Origin of the sequence: Lentzea sp. HUAS TT2 (assembly GCF_051853195.1) — a bacterium.
In the GTDB taxonomy this organism is placed as follows: Bacteria; Actinomycetota; Actinomycetes; order Mycobacteriales; family Pseudonocardiaceae; genus Lentzea.
This window is the reverse complement of the sequence record NZ_CP196667.1, coordinates 8,900,141-8,919,264: the sequence shown is the minus strand read 5'-3', so window position 1 is coordinate 8,919,264 and position 19,124 is coordinate 8,900,141. Positions and strand designations below refer to the sequence as shown.

Sequence of the window (19,124 nt, the reverse complement as noted above, 5' to 3'; positions counted from 1 at the left end):
GCTGGACGAGGGCGAGCCCGGCGATCATGCCGTGTTCGACGAGATCCGCTACCACCTGGACTGGGTCCAGGCCATCGCTGGTGAAGCTTCCCGCGACTGGCTGTGGGCGGGCTACGTGTCCGCGTGCTGGCACCGGTGCCGGGCGCGGCTGCTGCAGGACGTCGGCGAGATCGACCTCGCGATCGCGGAGCTGCGCGCGGTGATCGGCTACGACGACACGTTCTTCTTCCGGTCCTGCCTGGCCGAGCTGCTGGAGATCCGGTACGTGGTCACCGACGACGGCGACCGCCGCTATCTCGCCGAGCTGGTGTCCGAGTTGAGGACCCTCCTCACGCGGGAACCGGACGAGGAAGCCGACCACGCCAAGGTGACGTCCATGCTCGGGCAGGCGGTGCACGAACAGTTCCGCCGCGGGTTGAACGCGGGCGAGGGGCCGCCATCGGAGCTCCTGGACGAGGCGCAGCACCTGCTGGACGGCAGCCTCGACCTGTTCGGCGCGGATGCCGAGGCCTGGCGCTCCGAGGCGATGCTCGACCTCGCCCGGCTCCTCTCGTTCCGCGCCCGCACAGGTGTCGCGGAGTACGCGCGGGACCCGGAGGCGGACGGGGAGGAGGCGATCGCGCTCTACGAGTCGGTGGCGGACGGGAACCCCTTGGCCGCGTACGAGCTGGCGGAGCTGTGGCAGGGGCGTTTCACCGAGTCCGGCGACTCCTTCGCCCGTGCGGAGGCGCTGAGGCTGCTGGACGGGATCGAGCACCACCCGAAGCTGGAGGACCGCGCCACGGAGTACGTGCAGCGGCGCAGCGAACTGCTCGTCGCCCGAGCACGGGAGAACCGCGCGGAGCTGCCCGCGGTGATCGACTACCTCGTCGGCGTGTTCGCGGCGGAACCCATGCAAGGACTCGTCGGCGTGGCGTTGATGGAGGCGTACTGGCTCGCGGGTGACACCGAGGGCGTCATCCGGGTGGTCGAACGTTTGTTGGCTGCCGGCGATGGGGAGAACGTGCCGCCACGGGAGGCGGTGCTGCCGGTCTTCGCCATCGCGACGGCGTCGCTGGCCCTGCGCGGACGCGGTGGGCTGGACGAGGCCGAGGCCCTGCTGCGGGAGGCAGTGCGGGAGCCGTCCGATCTGGGCTGGGAGAAGCAGTTGCCGCTCGCGTTGCTGCCGGTGGTGGCGGACCGCGACAGCGAGGTGCCCGAGTCCCTCGCCGCCTCTCTGGTGAGCGACGGCAACGAGAAGCAGGTGGCCGCCGAGCTGCTGGACTGGCTCCTGCGGCACGAGAGACCCGGCGCCGACTGGCTCCGCGCCGTCGCCGCCCTGCGCTTCTACCTGATCAGCGACCCGCCCTCACGGCTGGCCGCGCTGCACGCGACGAACGCCGTCGGTGAGCCGGCCGCTCCGGACGTGGACCTGATGGCGCAGCGCGCGATGCTGCTCGCGGCCTGCGGGGAGGATCGGGACGAGCGCGACCTGATGGTGCAGGCGGCGGTGGCACTCGACGGGTTCTTCGGGCAGGCCGCACCTGACCATCCGTTGTGGACGATCCTGCTGGGCCTGCACGGCTCTCTGCTGGCCGATGTGCACGTACGGGGCGGAGTGATCGGCATGCCGCTGGGGAACGCCGTGGCCGCTCTGGAGAAGGTGTCCGCCGACACCGGCATCGAGCCCAGGCACCGCTCGACCTTCCTGGTTCAGCTCGCGCGTGCGCACCTGTTGCAGATCGTCTCCGAGCGCGCCGATCTGCACGGGGCCGCGATCGCGCACTGCAAGCAGGCGATGAGCCTGGTGGAACCCGGTACCCACGAGCACGACCTCGCCTGGTTCATGCTCGGGTCGGTCCTGATCCACCGGTACCGCGACCACGGCGAACGCCACGACCACGACACCGGAATGCGGCACCTGCTGGACCTGCGCACGTCGAAGGTCGCCCGCGGTGCCGACGTCACCGACATCGACGAACTGCTCCGCCAGCTGCGGCCGTACCTGGACACCGAGCTCCCGCTCGACCTCGTTCTCAGCGCGGACGAGGCGCACGCACGGCTGGCGGAGCTGGAGACCAGCAAGAAAGATCCCCTGTCGGAGACGGTGGAACGGGCTGCGCTCATGCAGGTGCTCCTCCACCGCGCCGCGGAGACCAACGACCTCGCCATGGCGGCGGCCGCGGCCGATCAGCTCGGCAGGACCGCGGGGAGCGTGGAGCGCGGCTCGGCCATGTACTCGGCGACCACCGCGGCTGCCCTGGTCGGCTCGACGGTCGCCGCCATGGCGACGGGCGACAGCGAGAAGTTCGCCGGCGGGGTCGCCGAACTGGAGGCGCTGCGCGACAGCGCCGAGACCCCTGACCGCATTCGTGAAACCGTCGTGTGCTCACTGATGATGTTGTGGCACAACCGGTACGCGACGACCGGCCGCGCGTCGGACCTCGACGAGGCGTTGCGCCACTACGCGGGACTCGACATCGGTTCGTTCGGCCTGGGAAACGTCACCAGGGCGCTGGACGGGCTCGCGGACGGCTGCTGGCATCGGAGATCATCGGAGTACCGGGCCGTCGCGACGAGGATCGGCTTCGACTGCTTGCGGCGCCGGGCGCACCACGTGCTGCTGCAGACCACCGGCTCGCACGCGGCGGAGGACGCGGCCGACGCCGCCGCGCGTGGGCAGCGGGTGGCGTTGCGGTGTGCCGCTTCGGGGGAGCTGCGCCGGGCGGTCGAAGCGGTCGAGTGGGGGCGCGGGCTCGTGTTGCACAGCGCGACTTTCACGGCCGGTATCGGCGCGCGGTTGAAGGCCGCCGGGCAGCCCGAGCTGGCGCGGGAGTGGGAACAGGAGGCCGCGCGGCAGGACGCGAGCGTGGCGGTGGACTTCGCGCCCAGCGACGTGCGACGGCGGGTGTTGTCCGTGCTGGGCAGCGATCTGGAGGCGTTGACGCCGCCTTCGCTGGAGGAGATCGCGGGTGCGCTGCGCAGCCTGGACGCCGTGGCGCTCGTGCATCTGGTGCCAGGCCAGGACGAGCACGCCGGACGGGCGTTGGTGACCACGGAGGCCGGCACGGTCTACGAGGTGCCGCTGCCCTTGCTGGTCGATGGGCCGGACACCGCGGTGGGGCGCTACCTCGTGATGAGCGACGACCAGCGGAGAGCGGTGTTGCCTGCGTTGTGCGCTTGGGCGTGGCGGGCGATGGAACCCTTGCTGGACAGGCTTTCCGGCGGGTGGCTCGTACTGGTGCCCACCGGGGCGCTGGGGGTGGTGCCGTGGCACGCGGCCGCGGGTGCGGGCCGGACTGCGTTGCGCGAGGTGGGGTTCACCTACGCGGCCTCCGCCCGGCAGCTGTGCGAGCTGGCCCGGCGCGAGCGGCAACCGGTGGGTGCTTCGCCTGTCGTGGTGAGCAATCCGGCGGGCACGTTGATGGCCGCGCAGTACGAGGCCGAGTTCCTGCACGGGCTCTATCCACACGGGCATTTCTACGGGCAGGCCGGGCCTGGCGTGCCGGTGCGCGGTGCGGGCACGCCCGACGAGGTGCTGGAGGAGCGCGGGGCCTCGTTGCAGCACCTGGGGTGCCATGCGCGTGCGGGTGCTACGCCTGCTCAGTCGGCGTTGGAGTTGGCGCGCGCGGACCTGTCCGTGGAACGGATGCTGCGTCACGCCGCTATGCGCCGCGAGGACGTCCCGGGTGGGCTTGTGGTGCTGGCCGCGTGTGAGAGCGACCTGACGGCGGGGCTGCACGACGAGGTGCTGACGTTGGCCGCGGCGTACGTGGCGGCGGGGGCGACCGGCGTCGTCGGCACGAAGTGGAAGGTCGACGACGTCGAGTCGGCGTTGCTGATGTGCGTGTTCTACGACTTCCTTGCGCACCAAGGGATGCGGCCCCGTGACGCGTTGCGCGCGGTGCAGCTCTGGGCACTCGACCCCGATCGGGTCGTGCCGTCCGGGGTGGCCCGGCACCTGGCGGAACGCGGACGGAGTGCCTCGCTCGCGAAACCCGTGTACTGGGCGGCTTTCGCGCATCACGGCTGGTGACCAGTCCAGCAGCTCGTCCAGGGTGATCGGCAGGTCGCGGACCCGCACACCGGTCGCGTGGTGCACGGCGTTCGCGATCGCCCCGGCCGCGCCCACGATCCCGAGCTCGCCGATGCCCTTCACGCCCGAGTCGCTGACCAGCGGGTCCGGGTGGCCGAAGAATGCCAGAAGAGGTCGATGCGGTGGCGATGGTTCCGGTACGAGGTTCACCAGCGTGAGCCGCCGCCGGGGGAGGGGCGGAACTCTTGTCGCACCGCGGGCGATTCGCGCTGATCGTGGTCGGACTGATCCTGGTCGGGCTGGTGGCAGGTGCTGTCGTCGGCGCGCTCGGGATCGGAAGACCGTGGCTCTACGTGGTCCTCGTGGTCCTCACGATCATCGTGGTGCCGCCGGTGGTCAGGTACCGGGAACGGCATCGCAGGTGACCTTCTGGCCGGGCGCGCCCGTCGAGGTCGCCAGTTCCTTGAGCCCGTCGAGCAGGATGCGGCACGTCAGCACCTGGTCGCCCTTGGGGGTGGCGGTGACCTGGGCCTTCTCGCCGGCGTTGATGACGACCTCGGACGTCCACGGCAGCGGCTTCGAGACGCTGACGTTCTGCGGCGTCTCCTTGCGGTACCGGGTGGGCGACTCGGTGTAGGTCACGTCGACGAGCGACTCGGCGGGCTGGGACGAGACCTCGTAGGTGATCGCCCAGGCCTTGCCGGTGAGCGTCGTCCAGCCGCCGAAGTGGTTCACCAGGAGCACGGTTCCGCCGGCGAGCGCGGCCAGCACGACGAGGACCACCACGAGCGTCTTCATAGGACAGACGTTAGGGGTGAACGCCGTGCGCCGGCATCGTTCGAGAGTGTGACTCGCCGGTCATTCCGCAGGACTACTCACTTGAGCAGGAGGCGGACCGTGAGCTCGAGGCGGTTCGCCACGTCCGTCGCGGTGGCGCGGCGCGTGACCCAGGCGACCAGGTTCGACAGCCACACGTCGCCGATCACACGGGCGATGGCCTTCTGCTCCTCGGTCGGGGCGTCGTCGCTCATCGCCTTGGTGAACATGCTCTCCATGAGCAGCGACACCCGGTCGATCTCGGCGCCCGCGGAGGCGTCGGCGAACGTGAACGCGCGCGTCATCGCCTCGGTGAGGTGCGGGTTGCGCTGCAGGCCCCTGGTGATGCGGCCGAGCACGAACAGCACGCGCTCGTACGGGCTGTCGCCGGGGACGGTGGTGCGGTCCATCTTCTCCTGGGCGCGCTCCAGCTCCACGGCGAGGCTCGACACCAGCAGGTGGACCTTCGAGGGGAAGTAGCGGTACAACGTGCCCAGCGCGACGTCCGCCCTGTCGGCCACCGCGCGCATCTGGACGGCGTCGAACCCGCCCTTGGACGCCAGCGCGATGGTCGCGTCGACGATCCGCTTGCGACGCTCGCGCTGGGCGGCCGAGCTGAGCTCGTCGCCCGCCATGAGCGCGTCCGTGCGCGACTTCGAAGGTGACACGGAGATGATCCTCCTGGAACGTGTTGCAGCTGCCTTCGCATCATACTCGATCGGTTTCCCAGCCATGATCTGTTGCCGGAAATAGAACACGTTCTATAAACTTCTTCATGTACTGGAGGAGGCCGCATGCCGATCGCCACGACCGGGGAACAACGCGCCCTGCGCGAGAGCGTGGACGCCGCCAGAGGTGAGTGGGCCGATCTCGTCAAGGTCGGGTTCTTCGAGGTGACGCGGGAGGGCGGCACGGTCGCCGATCTCGCGGTGATGCTGGAGAAGGCGGCCGAGAACCTCGTGCCGGGGCCGTTGCTGCCCACGGCGCTGGTGTCCGCGCTGTTCCCCGGTTTCGAGGGGGTCGCCGGGTTCGGGTTCTCGCCCCGTCACGTGGTCGGTGCCGCCGAAGCGACGCATCTGTTGCTCAAAACGGACAACTGGATGCTCGTGCCGGCCGAGCAGGTGTCGCTCACCGCGCTGGAAGCCGTGGACCACTCACGTTCGCTCGGGTCGGTGGTGGTCAACGCGCCGGGCGAGATCACGGCGGACCCGACCGACCTCGCGGTGACGCTGATGGCCGCCGAGGCGAGCGGGGTCGCCGCGTGGTGCCTGAACACCGCTGTGGAGTACGCGAAACAACGTCAGCAGTTCGGGCGTGTCATCGGGTCGTTCCAGGCCGTGAAGCACCTCTGCGTGGAGATGTTGTGCCGGGCGGAGCAGGCGTCGTCGGTGGCCTGGGACGCGGCACGGACGGCCGGCGAGGACGAGCACCCGCTGGCCGCAGCGGTCGCGGCCGCGGTGGCGTTCGACGCGGCGGTGCGCAACGCCAAGGACTGCATCCAGGTGCTGGGCGGCATCGGCTTCACCTGGGAGCACGACGCGCATCGCTACCTGCGCCGGGCGTTGGCGTTGCAGCAGCTCGCGGGCGGTGTGGCTTTCTGGCGCCGACGTGTCGCCGAGCTGACGCTGGCAGGGGCGCGTCGCTCGCTGGCGGTCCAGGTCGAGTCGGACCCCGAGGTGCGCAGGTTCGCCGAGGAGATCGCCGGGCTCGACCCGGTGGCGCAGCGGGAACGGCTGGCGGACAGCGGGTTCCTCGTGCCGCACTGGCCCAAGCCGTACGGGCAGGACGCCGACCAGGCGCGGCAGCTGGTCATCGACAGCGAGTTCGGCCGTGCCGGGGTGCGCAGGCCGGACCTGATCATCGGCGGCTGGGCGGGGCCGACGATCCTCCGCCACGGAACGCCCGAGCAGCAGCAACGGTTCGTGCCGCCGACGTTGAGCGGTGAGCTGACCTGGTGTCAACTCTTCAGCGAACCCGAGGCGGGCTCGGACCTGGCGTCGTTGCGCACCAAGGCCGTGCGCGCCGACGGTGGCTGGAAGCTCACCGGGCAGAAGGTCTGGACGTCGCTCGCGCACCAGGCCGACTGGGCGATCTGCCTGGCCCGCACGGACTCCGGCGTCCCGAAGCACAAGGGCATCACGTACTTCCTGGTCGACATGCGGTCGGCAGGGGTGGACGTGCGGCCGTTGCGGGAGATCACCGGCGACGCGCGGTTCAACGAGGTCTTCCTGGACGACGTGTTCGTGCCGGACGACTGCGTGGTCGGCGCGGTGAACGACGGCTGGCGGCTCGCACGCACGACCCTCGCGAACGAACGCGTCGCCATGGGCTCGGCGCTCGGCGAACCGCTGGAGAACGTCCTGAAGTCTCCGGCCGCCGCCGATCACGCGGAACGGCTGGGTGCGCTGGTGGCGCAGGGACTGGCGGTGTCCGTGCTGGACCTACGGGCCAGCCTGCGTGTGTTGAGCGGGCAGGAACCCGGTGCGGAGTCCAGCGTGCGCAAACTGGCCGGCGTGCGGCAACGGCAGGACGTCGCCGAGTTCGCGGTCGAGATCCTCGGGCCGGACGCCGCGGTCGAAGGTGAGCTGATCTACGAGTTCCTGCTGACGCGGTGTCTGAGCATCGCGGGCGGGACGACGCAAGTGCTGATGAACCTGGCAGGCGAGCGAATTCTCGGTCTACCGAGGGAGCCCTGATGGATTTCCAGCTCGACGAGACCCAGCGCGAGATCGCCACCCTGGCGGCCGACGTGCTGGGCAGGGAGAGCGACACCCCCTGGAAGGCGTTGGGGGAGGCGGGATTGCTGGCCCTGGCCGTTCCGGAACGGCTCGGTGGCGACGGGCTCGGCGTGCTGGAGACGGCCGTGCTGCTCACCGAGGTCGGCCGGCGGGCGGTGGACGTTCCGGCGCTGGCCACGCTCGCGCTGGGCGTGTTGCCGATCGTCCGGTACGGCACGCCGGAGCAGCAGGACGCCCTGCTGCCCTTGGTGACCGAACAGCACGGGGTGCTCACAGCGGCGTTGAGCGAACCGTCGAGACCTCTACCTGCCGAACCGAACACGACGGCGGGACCGGACGGCATCTTCGGCGTGAAGATCAACGTGCCGTACGCGGCCGAGGCCCAGCGAATCCTCGTCAGCACGAGCACCGGCGTCTTCGTCGTGGATCCGGCACAGTCCGGTGTGTCCATTTCGGACGGCACCGTCACCCTCGAAGGTGCCCGCGGTGAACTGCTGGCCGGCGCGGAGGACGGCATCCGCCGGTTCGCCCTGGCCGGAGCGGTGGCGGTGGCGGACGGCGTCCTGGCCGGAGCCCTCGACCTCACCGTCGAGCACGTCGGCACCCGCCACCAGTTCGGCAAACCACTGGCCACCTTCCAGGCCGCGGCGGGCCTCGTCGCGGACGTCTACATCGCCTCCCGCACGCTGCACCTGGCCGCGCTGACCGCCGTCTGGAGCCTCGGCGACAACGACCTCGACACGGCCGCCTACTGGCTCGCCGCGGAAGCCCTGCCGGCCGTGCACACCTGCCACCACCTGCACGGCGGCCTCGGGCTCGACATCACCTACCCGATGCACCGCTACTACGGCATGGCCAAGGAGCTGACGCGGTTCGTCGGCGGAGTGGAGCACCGCTTGGGAGCCATCGATGTTCATTGACCTCACAGCGGAGCAACGCGAACTGCGCGACGAGCTGCGCGAGTACTTCACGACCGTCATGTCCGACGCCGAACGCGAGGCGATGCTGACCGAACGGCACGGCGCCACCTACCGCGAGCTGGTCAAGAGGCTCGGCCGCGACGGACGGCTCGGTGTCGGCTGGCCGAAGGAGTACGGCGGGCTGGGCTTCGGGCCGGTCGAGCAGCAGATCTTCGTCAACGAGGCCGCCCGCGCGGACGTCCCGCTGCCGTACGTGACGCTGCAGACCGTCGGCCCGACGCTGCAGACGTACGGGACCCAGGAGCAGAAGGACTTCTTCCTGCCGAAGATCCTGAGCGGTGACCTGCACTTCGCCATCGGCTACACCGAACCGGACGCGGGCACCGACCTGGCAGCGTTGCGCACCAAGGCGATCCGCGAGGACGACCACTACGTCGTGAACGGGCAGAAGACGTTCACCACGGGCGGCCACGACGCGGACTTCGTGTGGCTGGCCTGCCGCACGGGAGCGCCGGACTCACGGCACAAGGGCATCACGATCCTGATCGTCGACACCACCGACCCCGGCTACTCGTGGACGCCGATCATCACCTGCGACGGCGCCCACCACGTCAACGCCACCTACTACAACGACGTCCGCGTGCCCGAGTCCCGCAGGGTCGGCGACGAGAACAAGGGCTGGCGGCTGATCACCACCCAGCTCAACCACGAGCGCGTGATGCTCGGCCCGTCCGGCAGGCTCGGCGCGCTGGTCGAACGGGTCCACGGCTGGGCCGCGGAACGTCAGCTCCTCGACGAACCGGACGTGCGCAGGGCGTTCGCCGAGGCACGGGCGGTCCACCGCGTGAACGAGCTGCTCAACTGGCAGGTCGCGAGCGGTGAGCTGGAGGTCGCGGACGCCTCGGCGACGAAGGTGTTCGCCGCGGACCGGACCCAGCGCGTCGGCCGCCTGCTGGAGGAGCTCGTCGGACGCCACGGCGCGCCGGCGGAGCTGACGAAGTGGCTGGACGTGCAGGCACGGCGCAACCTCGTGCTGACGTTCGGCGGGGGAGTGCAGGAGATCCAGCGCGAGCTGATCGCCAACATCGGGCTCGGACTACCGCGGGTGGTGCGATGATCGACATCGAGAAGGAAGCCGCCCGCATAGCCGAACAGGGCGAATGCGCGCCACGACTGGCCCGCGACCCGGTCAACCAGCCGATGATCAACAACTGGCTGGAGGCCATCGGCGACGAGCATCCCGGCTACGACGGGATCGCGCCGCCGGCGATGGTCCAGGTGTGGACGATGGCGGGGCTGAAGGGCCAGCGCACCCTGGACGACCCGCTCGGCGCGATGATGACCATCCTCGACGAGGCTGGCTACACCTCGGTCGTCGCGACCAACAGCGACCAGACCTACCACCGGTACCTGAAGGTCGGCGAGCACCTCTCGGTGACGACGAGCCTGGAGGACGTGACAGGGCCGAAGAAGACCGGGCTCGGCGAGGGCTGGTTCGTGACGACCCGCAGCACCTGGTGGGTCGGCGACGAGGCCGTGGCCGAGATGCGGTTCCGGGTGCTGAAGTTCAAGCCCGCCCAGAAGCCGGAACCGAAACCCGAAGTCCCGAAGCCCCAGGCCATCCGGCCCTCTCTCAACCGCGACACCGAGTACTTCTGGGAGGGCACCCGGCAGGGCGAGCTGCGCATCCAGCGGTGCGGCGGCTGCGGCCTCCTGCGCCACCCACCAGGCCCGATGTGCCCGGAATGCGGTGCCACCAAACCGAAGTACCTCGTCTCGGAGGGCTACGGCGTGGTCTACAGCTACGTCGTGCACCACCACCCGCAGGTGCCGGGCAAGCAGACCCCGTTCGTCATCGCCCTGGTCGAACTGGACGAGGGCGTGCGGATGCTGGGCGAGCTGGACGGCGAGCCCAGCGTCGGGCTGCGGGTCGAGGTCGTGTTCACCAAGGTCGACGACGACCTGACGATGCCGAGCTGGAGGCCCCGTGCGGATCGGTGATTCCCTGCCGGAGTGGCACGTCGAGGCCACCCCGACGTTCGTGATCAGCACCGCGCTGGCCACCCGTGACTTCCAGGACGTGCACCACGACCGCGACCTGGCGATCCAGCGCGGTTCGAAGGACATCTTCATCAACATCCTCACCACGACCGGACTCGTGCAGCGCTACGTCACGGACTGGGCGGGCCCGGAAGCGCTGGTGCGCCAGGTGAACATCAAGCTCGGCGCGCCCTGCTTCGCCTACGACACGCTGAAGTTCTTCGGCCAGGTCGTCGAACGCGAGCAGCGGGACCTGACCATCGAGGTCGTCGGCAGGACCGCGCACGGCGACCACGTCACCGGAACCGTGAAGATCGAGGTGCCCGCGTGAACGCCGCGATCGTCGGGATCGGCGCGACCGACTTCTCCAAGGACTCCGGTCGCAGCGAGCTCCAGCTGGCGGCCGAGGCCGTCCGGGCCGCGCTGGAGGACGCCGGGCTAGAGCCGTCCGATGTGGACGGCCTGGTCAGCTTCACCATGGACACCAACGCCGAGATCGCGGTCGCCCGTGAGCTCGGCATCCCGGAGCTGACGTTCTTCAGCCGCGTCCACTACGGCGGCGGGGCGGCGTGCGCGACCGTCCAGCAGGCCGCGATGGCCGTGGAGACCGGCGCGGCGAAGGTCGTGGTCTGCTACCGGGCGTTCAACGAACGGTCGGGGCACCGGTTCGGGCAGGTCCAGACGGCGGCCGCGGCCAACATCGACAACAGCTGGTCGTACCCGATGGGCCTGGGCACGCCGGCCGCGATGGTCGCCATGTTCGCCCGCCGGTACATGCACGAGTACGGCGCCACGAGCGAGGACTTCGGCCGGATCGCGGTGATCGACCGCAAACACGCCGCCACGAACCCGCACGCCTGGTTCCACAACCGGCCGATCACCCTGGACGACCACCAGTCGTCGCGCTGGATCGCCGAACCGCTCAGGCTGCTCGACTGCTGCCAGGAGAGCGACGGCGGGGTCGCACTGGTCGTCACGTCCGTGGAACGCGCGAAAGACCTGCCGAACAAGGCGGCCCACGTCAAGGCGGCGACTCAGGGCAGCGGCGTCGACCAGTTCACGATGACCAGCTACTACCGCGACGACCTGACCCGGCTGCCCGAGATGGGCGTGGTGGCGAGGGGGCTGTGGGAGAGGTCGGGGATCGGTCCGTCCGATGTGGACGTGGCCGTGCTCTACGACCACTTCACGCCGTTCGTCCTCGTCCAGCTCGAAGAACTGGGCTTCTGCGGACGGGGTGAGGCCAAGGACTTCGTCCAGTCCGGCGCACTCGAACTGGACGGATCGCTCCCGCTCAACCCCCACGGCGGCCAGCTGGGCGAGGCCTACCTGCACGGCATGAACGGCATCGCCGAGGGCGTGCGGCAGATCCGCGGCACCGCGGTGAACCAGGTCTCCAAGACCGACCACGTCCTGGTCACCGCCGGCACCGGCGTCCCGACCAGCGGCCTGATCCTCGGCAAGGAGGCCTGAGCTCGCTGGCCATGACCCTGGGCGCGAGGGTGACGCGGCGAAATCGTCACACGGTGGTGAGCACCGCGTCGGCGAGCACGGGACGGTCTCCGGCGAACGTCGTCAGCACCAGCTGTGGGCCGTCCCGCCACACCCGCGTCGTCAGGGTCTCGCCGGGGAACACCACGCCCGCGAACTTCGCCCCGAACGACGCCACCTGCTCCGGCCCGTCGAGCACCGCGTCGATCACGGCCTTGCACACCACGCCGTACGTGCACAGGCCGTGCAGGATCGGCGCGTCGAACCCGGCCCGCGCGGCGAACTCGGGATCGGCGTGCAACGGGTTCCGGTCACCGCACAACCGGTAGAGGTAGGCCTGCTGCGGCAGAGTCGGGGTCTCGATCACGAAGTCCGGTGCACGCGTCGGCACCTCCACCTTGCCCGAAGGTCCGCGGTCGCCGCCGAACCCGCCCTCACCACGAGCGAAGATGCTGGACCTGGTCGTGTACAGCGCGGTCCCGTCCGGCGTCACAGCCGTGGACTCCTGCACGATGACCGCGGCTTTCCCCTTGTCCCACACGTCCGCGATCCGCGTCCGCAACACCGCCTCACCCTGAACAGGCAGGGGAGCGTGCACGGTGATCTCCTGCGTGCCGTGCAACACCCTGGCCAGGTCGATGTCGACGCCGGGGAACGACACGGCGGGCGGCGCGGTCTCGTGGAAGCGAGGCGCGACAACACCGAACGTCGGCAGCACCCGCAACCCCTGCTCGTAGACGTACCGAAGCTCCGTCGCGCCCAGCGCCAGGTGGTAGAGCAGCACGTCGGACTCGGACCAGGAGAACTTGATCTCGGGAAGTTCCGCCCCGATCGCGACGGCGGGATCGATCGGCATCAGGCGCCCCTCACTCGTAGGTGATCTTCACGTTGTCGGTGACCGGAACCGACTGGCACGCCAGCACGATGCCCTCGGCGATGTCCTCTGGGTCGAGCACGTCGTTGTTGAGCATCTTGACCTCGCCCTCGATCAGCCGGCACGCGCACGCGCTGCACGCACCCTCCCGGCACGAGTACGGCGCGTCGAGTCCCTTCTCCAGCAACAGGTCGAGCAGCTTCGTCCGCGCGGGCCAGGGAAACCGGTGCTGTTCACCGTCCAGCTCGACCTCGACCACCGCGTCCGGCCGGTCGTCGACCACCGGGACCACCTCGGAGAAAGGGTCGCTGGACAGCGACACGAACTTCTCGATGTGCACCACCGAGATGTCGTGCAACGCCCTGCGCGCGGCCTCCATGAACGGCCCGGGCCCGCACACGAACGCCTCGTCGCAGGTCCGGACGAACGCCCGCAGACCCGCCACGGAAGGCAGTCCCTGCACCGATTCCAGCCAGTGCACGACGGTCAGTCGTTCCGGATGCGAGCGAGCCAGTTCGGCGAGCTCGCGGGCGAAGATCACCGAGGCCTCGTCCCGGTTGGCGTACACCAGGAACACCCGTCCGGACCCCTCGCCGAGCACCGCGCGGATGATCGACATGACCGGCGTGATCCCGCTCCCGGCCGCGAACGCCAGCAGCGACCCGTCCAGCGACGACGGCGTGAACACCCCGGCCGGCGCCAGCACGTCGATCTCCATGCCGGCAGCCAACGACGAGCACATCCAGTGCGACCCGTACCCGTCCGGCGTCCGCTTGACCGTGATCTTCAACGGCTCGCCTGGAGCACTGGACAGCGAGTAGCACCGCGCCACGTCACCCGCCCGCACGGTCAGGAACTGGCCGGGCCGCACCGCGAAGTCCACGCCCGACAACACGAACGAACGCGCGTCGGCGGTCTCCTCGATCACGGCGTCGACCCGCAGCCGGTGCACCTCAGCCATCGGCGACCTCCAGCGTTCCCTCGCGCACGGCCTTCTCGATGCTGTCGCGCAGCCGCAGGCAGGTGGGCACGAACGCGGACCGCGGCCCGCACAGCTCGACGCACGTGGCCGTGTCGGAAAGCCACTGCACGCTGGTGTGCTGGGGACTGTTCTTCTTGACCAGCACCCGGTTCCCGCAGTCGCACCGGACCGGCACCATGCCACCGACCAGGAACTCGTCGCGCTCGTTCACGTCGCCTGCTCCTGAGGTTGCTGCCTGGCCAGGTTCTCAGCGACCTCCTTCTCCCACACCTCGATCGCGCGGCTCGTGTCGACCTCGAACTCGAAGCGCCGCACCATGTCGTCGCTGACGTCCTCCACGTCGACGTAGAACTGCTCGTACCAGCGGCGGAGCTGGTAGACCGGCCCGTCCTCCTCGCACAGCAACGGGTTGTCGATGCGCGACTTGTTCTGCCAGATCTCCACGTCCTGCAGGAACCCGACGCCGATGCCGCGCGCGAACTTCGCCGCGATCTTGTCGGCGTGGACGTCGTCCACACCGGGCAGCTTCTTCACGATCGCGCCCCACTGGAGCTTGAACGAGGTCGGCGAGATCGGGTAGTGGCAGTTGATCAGCACCGTCTCGATCTCGAGGCCCTTGTAGTCGTTCCACAGGTAGTCGATCATGTACGACGGTCCGTAGTACGCGGCCTCGGACCGCACCTCGACGTCACCGGTGTAGTTCGAGCCCATCGCGACGTCCGGACGCCCGCGCGTGGTCAGGTACTGCGAGGCGACGTGGCCCTCCATCACGTTCTTGAAGTACGTCGGGAACGCGAAGTGGATGTAGAAGAAGTGGGCCATGTCGACGACGTTGTCGATGATCTCGCGGCAGTTCGCGTTGTCGATCACGACCGAGTCCCAGGTCCAGTTGCTCCACTCGTCGCTGAACGCGGACTCGATCCGCGGGATGGTGATGTGCTCGGGCGGCGGGTTGCCCTGCGGGTCGTTCCACACGAAGAGCTGCTTGTTCTCCTCCATGGTGATCCACGACCGCGTGCGCGCCCGCAGCGGAACCCGCTTGGCGTAAGGGATGTCGACGCACTTGCCGTTGCCCGCCCAGCGCCAGTCGTGGAACGGGCACGCGATGTTGTTGCCCTTGATCGTGCCCTGGGTGAGGTCGCCGCCCATGTGCCGGCAGTACCCGTCCAGGACGTTGATCTTGCCGTCCTCCGAGGCGAACACGACGAGCTTCGTGCCGAACGCCTCCACGGGGTGAGGTTCGCCGTCGCGGAAGTGGCTGGCGAGGCCGAGGCAGTGCCATCCGCGCGCGAACCTCGCTGGAGGCGCGCCGGCGTCGATCGTCCGCACGCTGTCCTGCGTCATCGCTTTCCTCCAGAGATGTCGAGGCCGGCCAGATATCCGAACGTCATCGCCGGTCCGAGGGTGGCGCCCGCGCCCGCGTAGGTGTGGCCCATGACGGACGCGCTGGTGTTGCCCGCCGCGTACAGGCCTTCGATCACCGAACCGTCCTCGCGCAGCACCCGTGCTCGGGTGTCGGTGCGCAGGCCGCCCTTGGTGCCGAGATCGCCGGGCACGATCCTGACCGCGTAGAACGGGCCGGTGGTGAGCGGCGCCAGGTTGGGGTTCGGCTTGTTGCGCGGATCGCCGTAGTAGCGGTCGTACGCGCTGTCGCCGCGGTGGAAGTCGGCGTCCTTGCCTTCCACGGTCAGGGTGTTGAACCGCCGCACGGTGTCCAGCAGGTCCGGCAGGTCCGCCTCCTGGGCGAGCGCCTCCAGGCTGGGGGCCGTGAGCACGGAGTCCTTCCAGCGACGGGGGAGCGGGCGGCGCGGCGGGATGCCGCAGAACGGGTAGCGGCTGCGGTAGGTGTGGTCGAAGACGAGCCAGGTGTCGCCGGTCATCGCGTTGACCACGTCGATGTAGGGCGCCGCCTCGTTCACGAACCGGCGGCCGGTCTTGTCGACCAGCACGCAGCCGGGCAGGGACCGTTCCGCGAGCAGGAAGAACGGGCCGCGCGGCAGCGGGACCGAAGGGCCCCACCAGGCGTCGTCCATCAACCCGACCGCGGCGCCCGCCCGTTGCCCTGCCTCGATGCCGTCGCCGGTGTTGGCCTTGGCGCCGACCGTCCACTCCGTACCGATGTCCTGGTGCTGCTTGCGCATCCGTTCGTTGTGCTCGAACCCGCCGGACGCCAGCACCACGTGCTTGGCCAGGATCAGCTTCTCGCCGACGAGGACCCCGGACACGTGGCCGTTCTCGTGGTGCAGGTCCGTCATCGCGGTGTTGAGCCTGACCTCGACGTTCAGCTCCTTCAGCCCTGCCCTCAGCCCTGCCGACAGCGCCTGGCCCATCGTGAGGCGGCGGCCCGGCAGGAACCGGCGGGCGAAGACCTTGGCGGCGGTGAGGATGCCGCGCGGGTGCCGTCCGATCAGCGTCAGCCAGCGGTAGTCGGTCTGGGTGATCACGATGCCCGCGGGCGTCGGCACGTACGGCGGTTCGAGGTTCTTGATCTCGTCGCCGAGCTGGGCCGCGGTGAACGGCAGTGGCTCGACCGAGCGGCCGCGTGGCTGCCCTCCTGGCGCCTCCGGGTAGTAGTCGGCGTACTCGCGGACCCAGCGGAACTTCAAGGGCGTGTGGGCGCAGACGAACGCCAGCATGGCCGGTCCGGCGTCCAGGAACGCCTCCCGCAGGTCGGCGGGGACCTCGCTCGCGATGTGCGCGAGGTAGGTGCTGGCCCGCTCCGGCGAGTCGGGTATCCCGTTGGCAGCGACCACGGCGTTGTTCGGCACCCAGATGCCGCCGCCCGACCGCGCGGTCGAGCCGCCGTAGTGCGCGGCCTTCTCGATGACCAGGGTCCGCAGGCCGTTCCGAGCGGTGCAGAGCGCGGCTGTCATGCCTGCCGCGCCGCTGCCGACGACGATCACGTCGTACATCACACCTCCACGGGGCTCCGACTAGAACAGGTTATAGTTCTGAGGCGGTTTGGCGCTATGGTGTAGGAGTTCCAGGCAAGTCGACTCACCAAGAACCTGTTTCTGGAGGGTTGCGTGGAAGTCACCGCTGACGTGGTCGTCATCGGCTTCGGCGCGGCCGGCGCGTGCGCCGCCGTCGAGGCCGCGACGGCCGGTGCGTCCGTGGTGGTGCTGGACCGGTTCGGAGGCGGAGGCGCGACCGCGTTGTCCGGCGGTGTCGTCTACGCAGGCGGCGGGACGCGGCAGCAGGTCGAGGCCGGGGTCACCGACTCGGTCGACGCGATGTTCTCCTACCTGCGGCACGAGGTCAGGGACGCGGTGTCGCCCGGGACCCTGCGGCGGTTCTGCGAGGACAGCGCCAAGATGCTGGCCTGGCTGGAAGACCAGGGCGTGCCGTTCGACGCGCGGGTGTCGCCGTTCAAGACCTCGTACCCGACCGACGACTACTACCTGTACCTGTCCGGCAGTGAGGACGCCTGGCCGGACCCGGCGCCACGCGGGCACCGGACCAGGGCGAAAGGCACCTCGGGCAAGGAGTTCTTCACTCGTCTGGCCGAGGCGACCCGGCGTGCGGGCGTGCGGATCATGCCGCAGACCCGCGCGGTCGAGCTGGTCGTCGCGGACGGCCGGGTGACGGGCGTGCGGTGCCGGACCCTCACCGGACTTCCACGGCTTCTGCACGGGGCGTTGTCCAAGGCGGGCGCGAAGCCGTGGCTGTACTACCCGCCTTGGGGCAAGAGGCTGTTCGGGCTGGCAGCGTGGCTCGAACGGTTCGGCCGGCCGCTGGTGGTCACCGCCGGGCAGGGCGTGATCATCGCGGCCGGCGGCTTCATCGCGAACCGGGCGCTGGTGCACGAGCACGCCCCGGCACACCGCGGTGGCCTCGCGCTGGGCACGCCCGGCGACGACGGCGGCGGGATCCGGCTCGGCGTGGAGGCAGGTGGGAAGACCGCGCGGATGGACAAGATCTCGGTGTGGCGGTTCGTCACGCCGCCCAGCGCGTTGCAGCGCGGGGTCCTGGTCGACTCGGCTGGACAGCGCTTCGGCGACGCGACCCTGTACGGCGCGGCCAACGGTGGCGCGATCGTCGAACGCGGCGGCAAGGCCTGGCTGCTGATCGACGACGAGATCCTCCAGCTCGCACGCGCCCAGGTGAAGACGCAGACGGCGTCGTTCCAGCGCTGGCAGGTCCGCTACCTGCTCGGTCGCGGCCTGGTCAGCGCGCCGACGATCGAGGAAGTCGCCGCCAAGGCCGGGATCGGTGTCCCCGAACCCTTCGGGACGCCGCCCTATTCGTTGATCAACGTGTCGGTGCGCGCGGGGTTCGGCTACCCGTGCCCGATGCTCACGCTCGGCGGCCTCGTCGTGGACGAGGACACCGGTCAGGTGCAGGGAGTCGCAGGTCTGTACGCGGCGGGCCGGTCGGCGGTCGGGGTGTGCTCGGAGTCCTACGTCAGCGGCCTCGCGCTCGCCGACTGCGTCTTCTCGGGCCGCCGCGCGGGGCAACACGTAGCCAAGGAGGCCCGGTGCTGACGATCCAGAAGCGGGAGGCGGCCGCCGAACTGCTGCGCGCGGCGGAACGCGACCGCGTGCCCATCAAACCGCTGGTGGAGCTGTATCCCGAGATCGACGTGGTCGACGCGTACGAGATCCAGCTGCTCAACGTCCGTCACCGCAACAGGGACGTGATCGGCCACAAGGTCGGCCTGTCGTCGCTGGCGATGCAACAGATGATGGGCGTCGACGAACCCGACTACGGCCACCTGCTCGACGACATGCAGCTCGCCGGCATCGCGGACGCGTCGGCGTACCTCTACCCGCGCGTCGAGGTGGAGATCGCGTTCCTGCTGGCCCGCGACCTGCCGGGCGAGGGCTGCACGGTCGAGGACGTGCTGGCGGCCACCGAGTTCGTCGTGCCGGCCATCGAGCTGATCGACAGCCGGATCGAGAACTGGCGGATCGGCCTGCAGGACACCATCGCGGACAACGCTTCGTCGGCCGGGTTCATGCTCGGGTCCGAGCGCGTCCGTCCGTCCGAACTGGACATCGGCGCCGTCGCGGCCACGTTGCGGCGCAACGGCGAGGTGGTCGCCGAGGGACGTGGTGACGCCGTGCTGGGTGATCCGGCGATCGCGGTGGCGTGGCTCGCGGCGAAGGTCGCGGGCTTCGGCGTCCGGTTGCTGGCCGGGGACATCGTGCTGCCCGGTTCCTGCACGCGCGCCATCGACGCCAGGCCCGGTGACGAGTTCCACGCCGAGTTCGCCGGACTCGGCTCCGTCGACCTGAAATTCGAATGA

17 protein-coding genes and 1 pseudogene are annotated in these 19,124 nt (G+C 69.9%); 10 read left to right on the top strand and 8 right to left on the bottom strand.

The window, feature by feature from the left end:
- Positions 1–31: 31 nt before the first annotated feature.
- On the top strand, positions 32–4,015 hold the full coding sequence (locus ACSHWB_RS42310; RefSeq protein WP_439658948.1) for a CHAT domain-containing protein: 3,984 nt from the start codon (positions 32–34) through the stop codon (positions 4,013–4,015).
- Positions 4,016–4,021: 6 nt separating this feature from the next.
- Here ACSHWB_RS42310 and ACSHWB_RS42305 read toward each other — a convergent pair.
- A pseudogene (locus ACSHWB_RS42305) lies at positions 4,022–4,162 on the bottom strand (xanthine dehydrogenase family protein molybdopterin-binding subunit); the annotation flags it as partial.
- 98 nt (positions 4,163–4,260) lie between these two features.
- Between ACSHWB_RS42305 and ACSHWB_RS42300 the strand changes: the two are divergent.
- Positions 4,261–4,440 (top strand): hypothetical protein, encoded by a 180-nt coding sequence (locus ACSHWB_RS42300; protein ID WP_439658947.1) that lies wholly within the window; start codon positions 4,261–4,263, stop codon positions 4,438–4,440.
- Here ACSHWB_RS42300 and ACSHWB_RS42295 read toward each other — a convergent pair.
- Positions 4,412–4,813: a hypothetical protein gene (locus ACSHWB_RS42295; protein ID WP_439658946.1), complete on the bottom strand. Its 402-nt coding sequence runs from the start codon at positions 4,811–4,813 to the stop codon at positions 4,412–4,414. The genes ACSHWB_RS42300 and ACSHWB_RS42295 overlap by 29 nt on opposite strands.
- A 77-nt stretch (positions 4,814–4,890) precedes the next feature.
- The gene (gene kstR / locus ACSHWB_RS42290) at positions 4,891–5,466 is read right to left on the bottom strand and encodes a cholesterol catabolism transcriptional regulator KstR (RefSeq protein ID WP_245983567.1); all 576 of its coding nucleotides are present in this window, start codon (positions 5,464–5,466) and stop codon (positions 4,891–4,893) included.
- Positions 5,467–5,625: 159 nt separating this feature from the next.
- Between kstR and ACSHWB_RS42285 the strand changes: the two genes are divergently transcribed.
- From ACSHWB_RS42285 to ACSHWB_RS42260, 6 genes are read left to right on the top strand one after another with little or no spacing between them, the layout of a single operon-like run.
- Positions 5,626–7,527, top strand: a complete 1,902-nt coding sequence (locus tag ACSHWB_RS42285) for an acyl-CoA dehydrogenase family protein (RefSeq protein ID WP_439658945.1) — start codon at positions 5,626–5,628, stop codon at positions 7,525–7,527.
- A complete protein-coding gene (locus ACSHWB_RS42280; protein WP_439658944.1) occupies positions 7,527–8,489 on the top strand; it encodes an acyl-CoA dehydrogenase family protein in 963 nt (320 codons plus the stop codon). The genes ACSHWB_RS42285 and ACSHWB_RS42280 overlap by 1 nt, the downstream gene beginning before the upstream one ends.
- Positions 8,479–9,606: an acyl-CoA dehydrogenase family protein gene (locus tag ACSHWB_RS42275; RefSeq protein WP_439658943.1), complete on the top strand. Its 1,128-nt coding sequence runs from the start codon at positions 8,479–8,481 to the stop codon at positions 9,604–9,606. The genes ACSHWB_RS42280 and ACSHWB_RS42275 overlap by 11 nt, the downstream gene beginning before the upstream one ends.
- Complete coding sequence (locus tag ACSHWB_RS42270) at positions 9,606–10,490, top strand: bifunctional MaoC family dehydratase N-terminal/OB-fold nucleic acid binding domain-containing protein (RefSeq protein WP_439664768.1); 885 nt, start codon at positions 9,606–9,608, stop codon at positions 10,488–10,490. The genes ACSHWB_RS42275 and ACSHWB_RS42270 overlap by 1 nt, the downstream gene beginning before the upstream one ends.
- Positions 10,477–10,860, top strand: a complete 384-nt coding sequence (locus ACSHWB_RS42265) for a MaoC family dehydratase (RefSeq protein WP_439658942.1) — start codon at positions 10,477–10,479, stop codon at positions 10,858–10,860. Before ACSHWB_RS42270 ends, ACSHWB_RS42265 begins: the two co-directional genes overlap by 14 nt.
- Positions 10,857–12,002: a lipid-transfer protein gene (locus ACSHWB_RS42260; RefSeq protein ID WP_439658941.1), complete on the top strand. Its 1,146-nt coding sequence runs from the start codon at positions 10,857–10,859 to the stop codon at positions 12,000–12,002. Before ACSHWB_RS42265 ends, ACSHWB_RS42260 begins: the two co-directional genes overlap by 4 nt.
- A gap of 46 nt (positions 12,003–12,048) precedes the next feature.
- Here the strand turns inward: ACSHWB_RS42260 and ACSHWB_RS42255 are convergent, their stop codons facing one another.
- From ACSHWB_RS42255 to ACSHWB_RS42235, 5 genes are read right to left on the bottom strand one after another with little or no spacing between them, the layout of a single operon-like run.
- Positions 12,049–12,876 (bottom strand): MaoC/PaaZ C-terminal domain-containing protein, encoded by an 828-nt coding sequence (locus ACSHWB_RS42255; RefSeq protein ID WP_439658940.1) that lies wholly within the window; start codon positions 12,874–12,876, stop codon positions 12,049–12,051.
- 10 nt (positions 12,877–12,886) lie between these two features.
- Positions 12,887–13,855 (bottom strand): 2Fe-2S iron-sulfur cluster-binding protein, encoded by a 969-nt coding sequence (locus tag ACSHWB_RS42250; RefSeq protein WP_439658939.1) that lies wholly within the window; start codon positions 13,853–13,855, stop codon positions 12,887–12,889.
- Positions 13,848–14,087 carry a hypothetical protein gene (locus ACSHWB_RS42245; RefSeq protein ID WP_439658938.1) on the bottom strand — a complete coding sequence of 80 codons (240 nt, stop codon included), beginning with the start codon at positions 14,085–14,087 and terminating at the stop codon, positions 13,848–13,850. Before ACSHWB_RS42245 ends, ACSHWB_RS42250 begins: the two co-directional genes overlap by 8 nt.
- On the bottom strand, positions 14,084–15,220 hold the full coding sequence (locus tag ACSHWB_RS42240; RefSeq protein WP_439658937.1) for a Rieske 2Fe-2S domain-containing protein: 1,137 nt from the start codon (positions 15,218–15,220) through the stop codon (positions 14,084–14,086). Before ACSHWB_RS42240 ends, ACSHWB_RS42245 begins: the two co-directional genes overlap by 4 nt.
- Complete coding sequence (locus tag ACSHWB_RS42235) at positions 15,217–16,788, bottom strand: FAD-dependent oxidoreductase (protein WP_439658936.1); 1,572 nt, start codon at positions 16,786–16,788, stop codon at positions 15,217–15,219. The genes ACSHWB_RS42240 and ACSHWB_RS42235 overlap by 4 nt, the downstream gene beginning before the upstream one ends.
- A 114-nt stretch (positions 16,789–16,902) precedes the next feature.
- On the opposite strand from ACSHWB_RS42235, the gene ACSHWB_RS42230 reads away from it, so the two are divergent.
- Together ACSHWB_RS42230 and ACSHWB_RS42225 are read left to right on the top strand one after the other, a co-directional pair.
- Positions 16,903–18,360: an FAD-binding protein gene (locus tag ACSHWB_RS42230; RefSeq protein WP_439658935.1), complete on the top strand. Its 1,458-nt coding sequence runs from the start codon at positions 16,903–16,905 to the stop codon at positions 18,358–18,360.
- Positions 18,354–19,124 carry a 2-keto-4-pentenoate hydratase gene (locus ACSHWB_RS42225; protein WP_439658934.1) on the top strand — a complete coding sequence of 257 codons (771 nt, stop codon included), beginning with the start codon at positions 18,354–18,356 and terminating at the stop codon, positions 19,122–19,124. The genes ACSHWB_RS42230 and ACSHWB_RS42225 overlap by 7 nt, the downstream gene beginning before the upstream one ends.

Coding starts and splice junctions, on each gene's coding strand:
- ACSHWB_RS42295 (WP_439658946.1), bottom strand. CDS start 4,813: ATGAAGACGCTCGTGGTGGTCCTCGTCGTGCTGGCCGCGCTCGCCGGC.
- kstR (WP_245983567.1), bottom strand. CDS start 5,466: ATGGCGGGCGACGAGCTCAGCTCGGCCGCCCAGCGCGAGCGTCGCAAG.
- ACSHWB_RS42285 (WP_439658945.1), top strand. CDS start 5,626: ATGCCGATCGCCACGACCGGGGAACAACGCGCCCTGCGCGAGAGCGTG.
- ACSHWB_RS42280 (WP_439658944.1), top strand. CDS start 7,527: ATGGATTTCCAGCTCGACGAGACCCAGCGCGAGATCGCCACCCTGGCG.
- ACSHWB_RS42275 (WP_439658943.1), top strand. CDS start 8,479: ATGTTCATTGACCTCACAGCGGAGCAACGCGAACTGCGCGACGAGCTG.
- ACSHWB_RS42255 (WP_439658940.1), bottom strand. CDS start 12,876: ATGCCGATCGATCCCGCCGTCGCGATCGGGGCGGAACTTCCCGAGATC.
- ACSHWB_RS42250 (WP_439658939.1), bottom strand. CDS start 13,855: ATGGCTGAGGTGCACCGGCTGCGGGTCGACGCCGTGATCGAGGAGACC.
- ACSHWB_RS42240 (WP_439658937.1), bottom strand. CDS start 15,220: ATGACGCAGGACAGCGTGCGGACGATCGACGCCGGCGCGCCTCCAGCG.
- ACSHWB_RS42235 (WP_439658936.1), bottom strand. CDS start 16,788: ATGTACGACGTGATCGTCGTCGGCAGCGGCGCGGCAGGCATGACAGCC.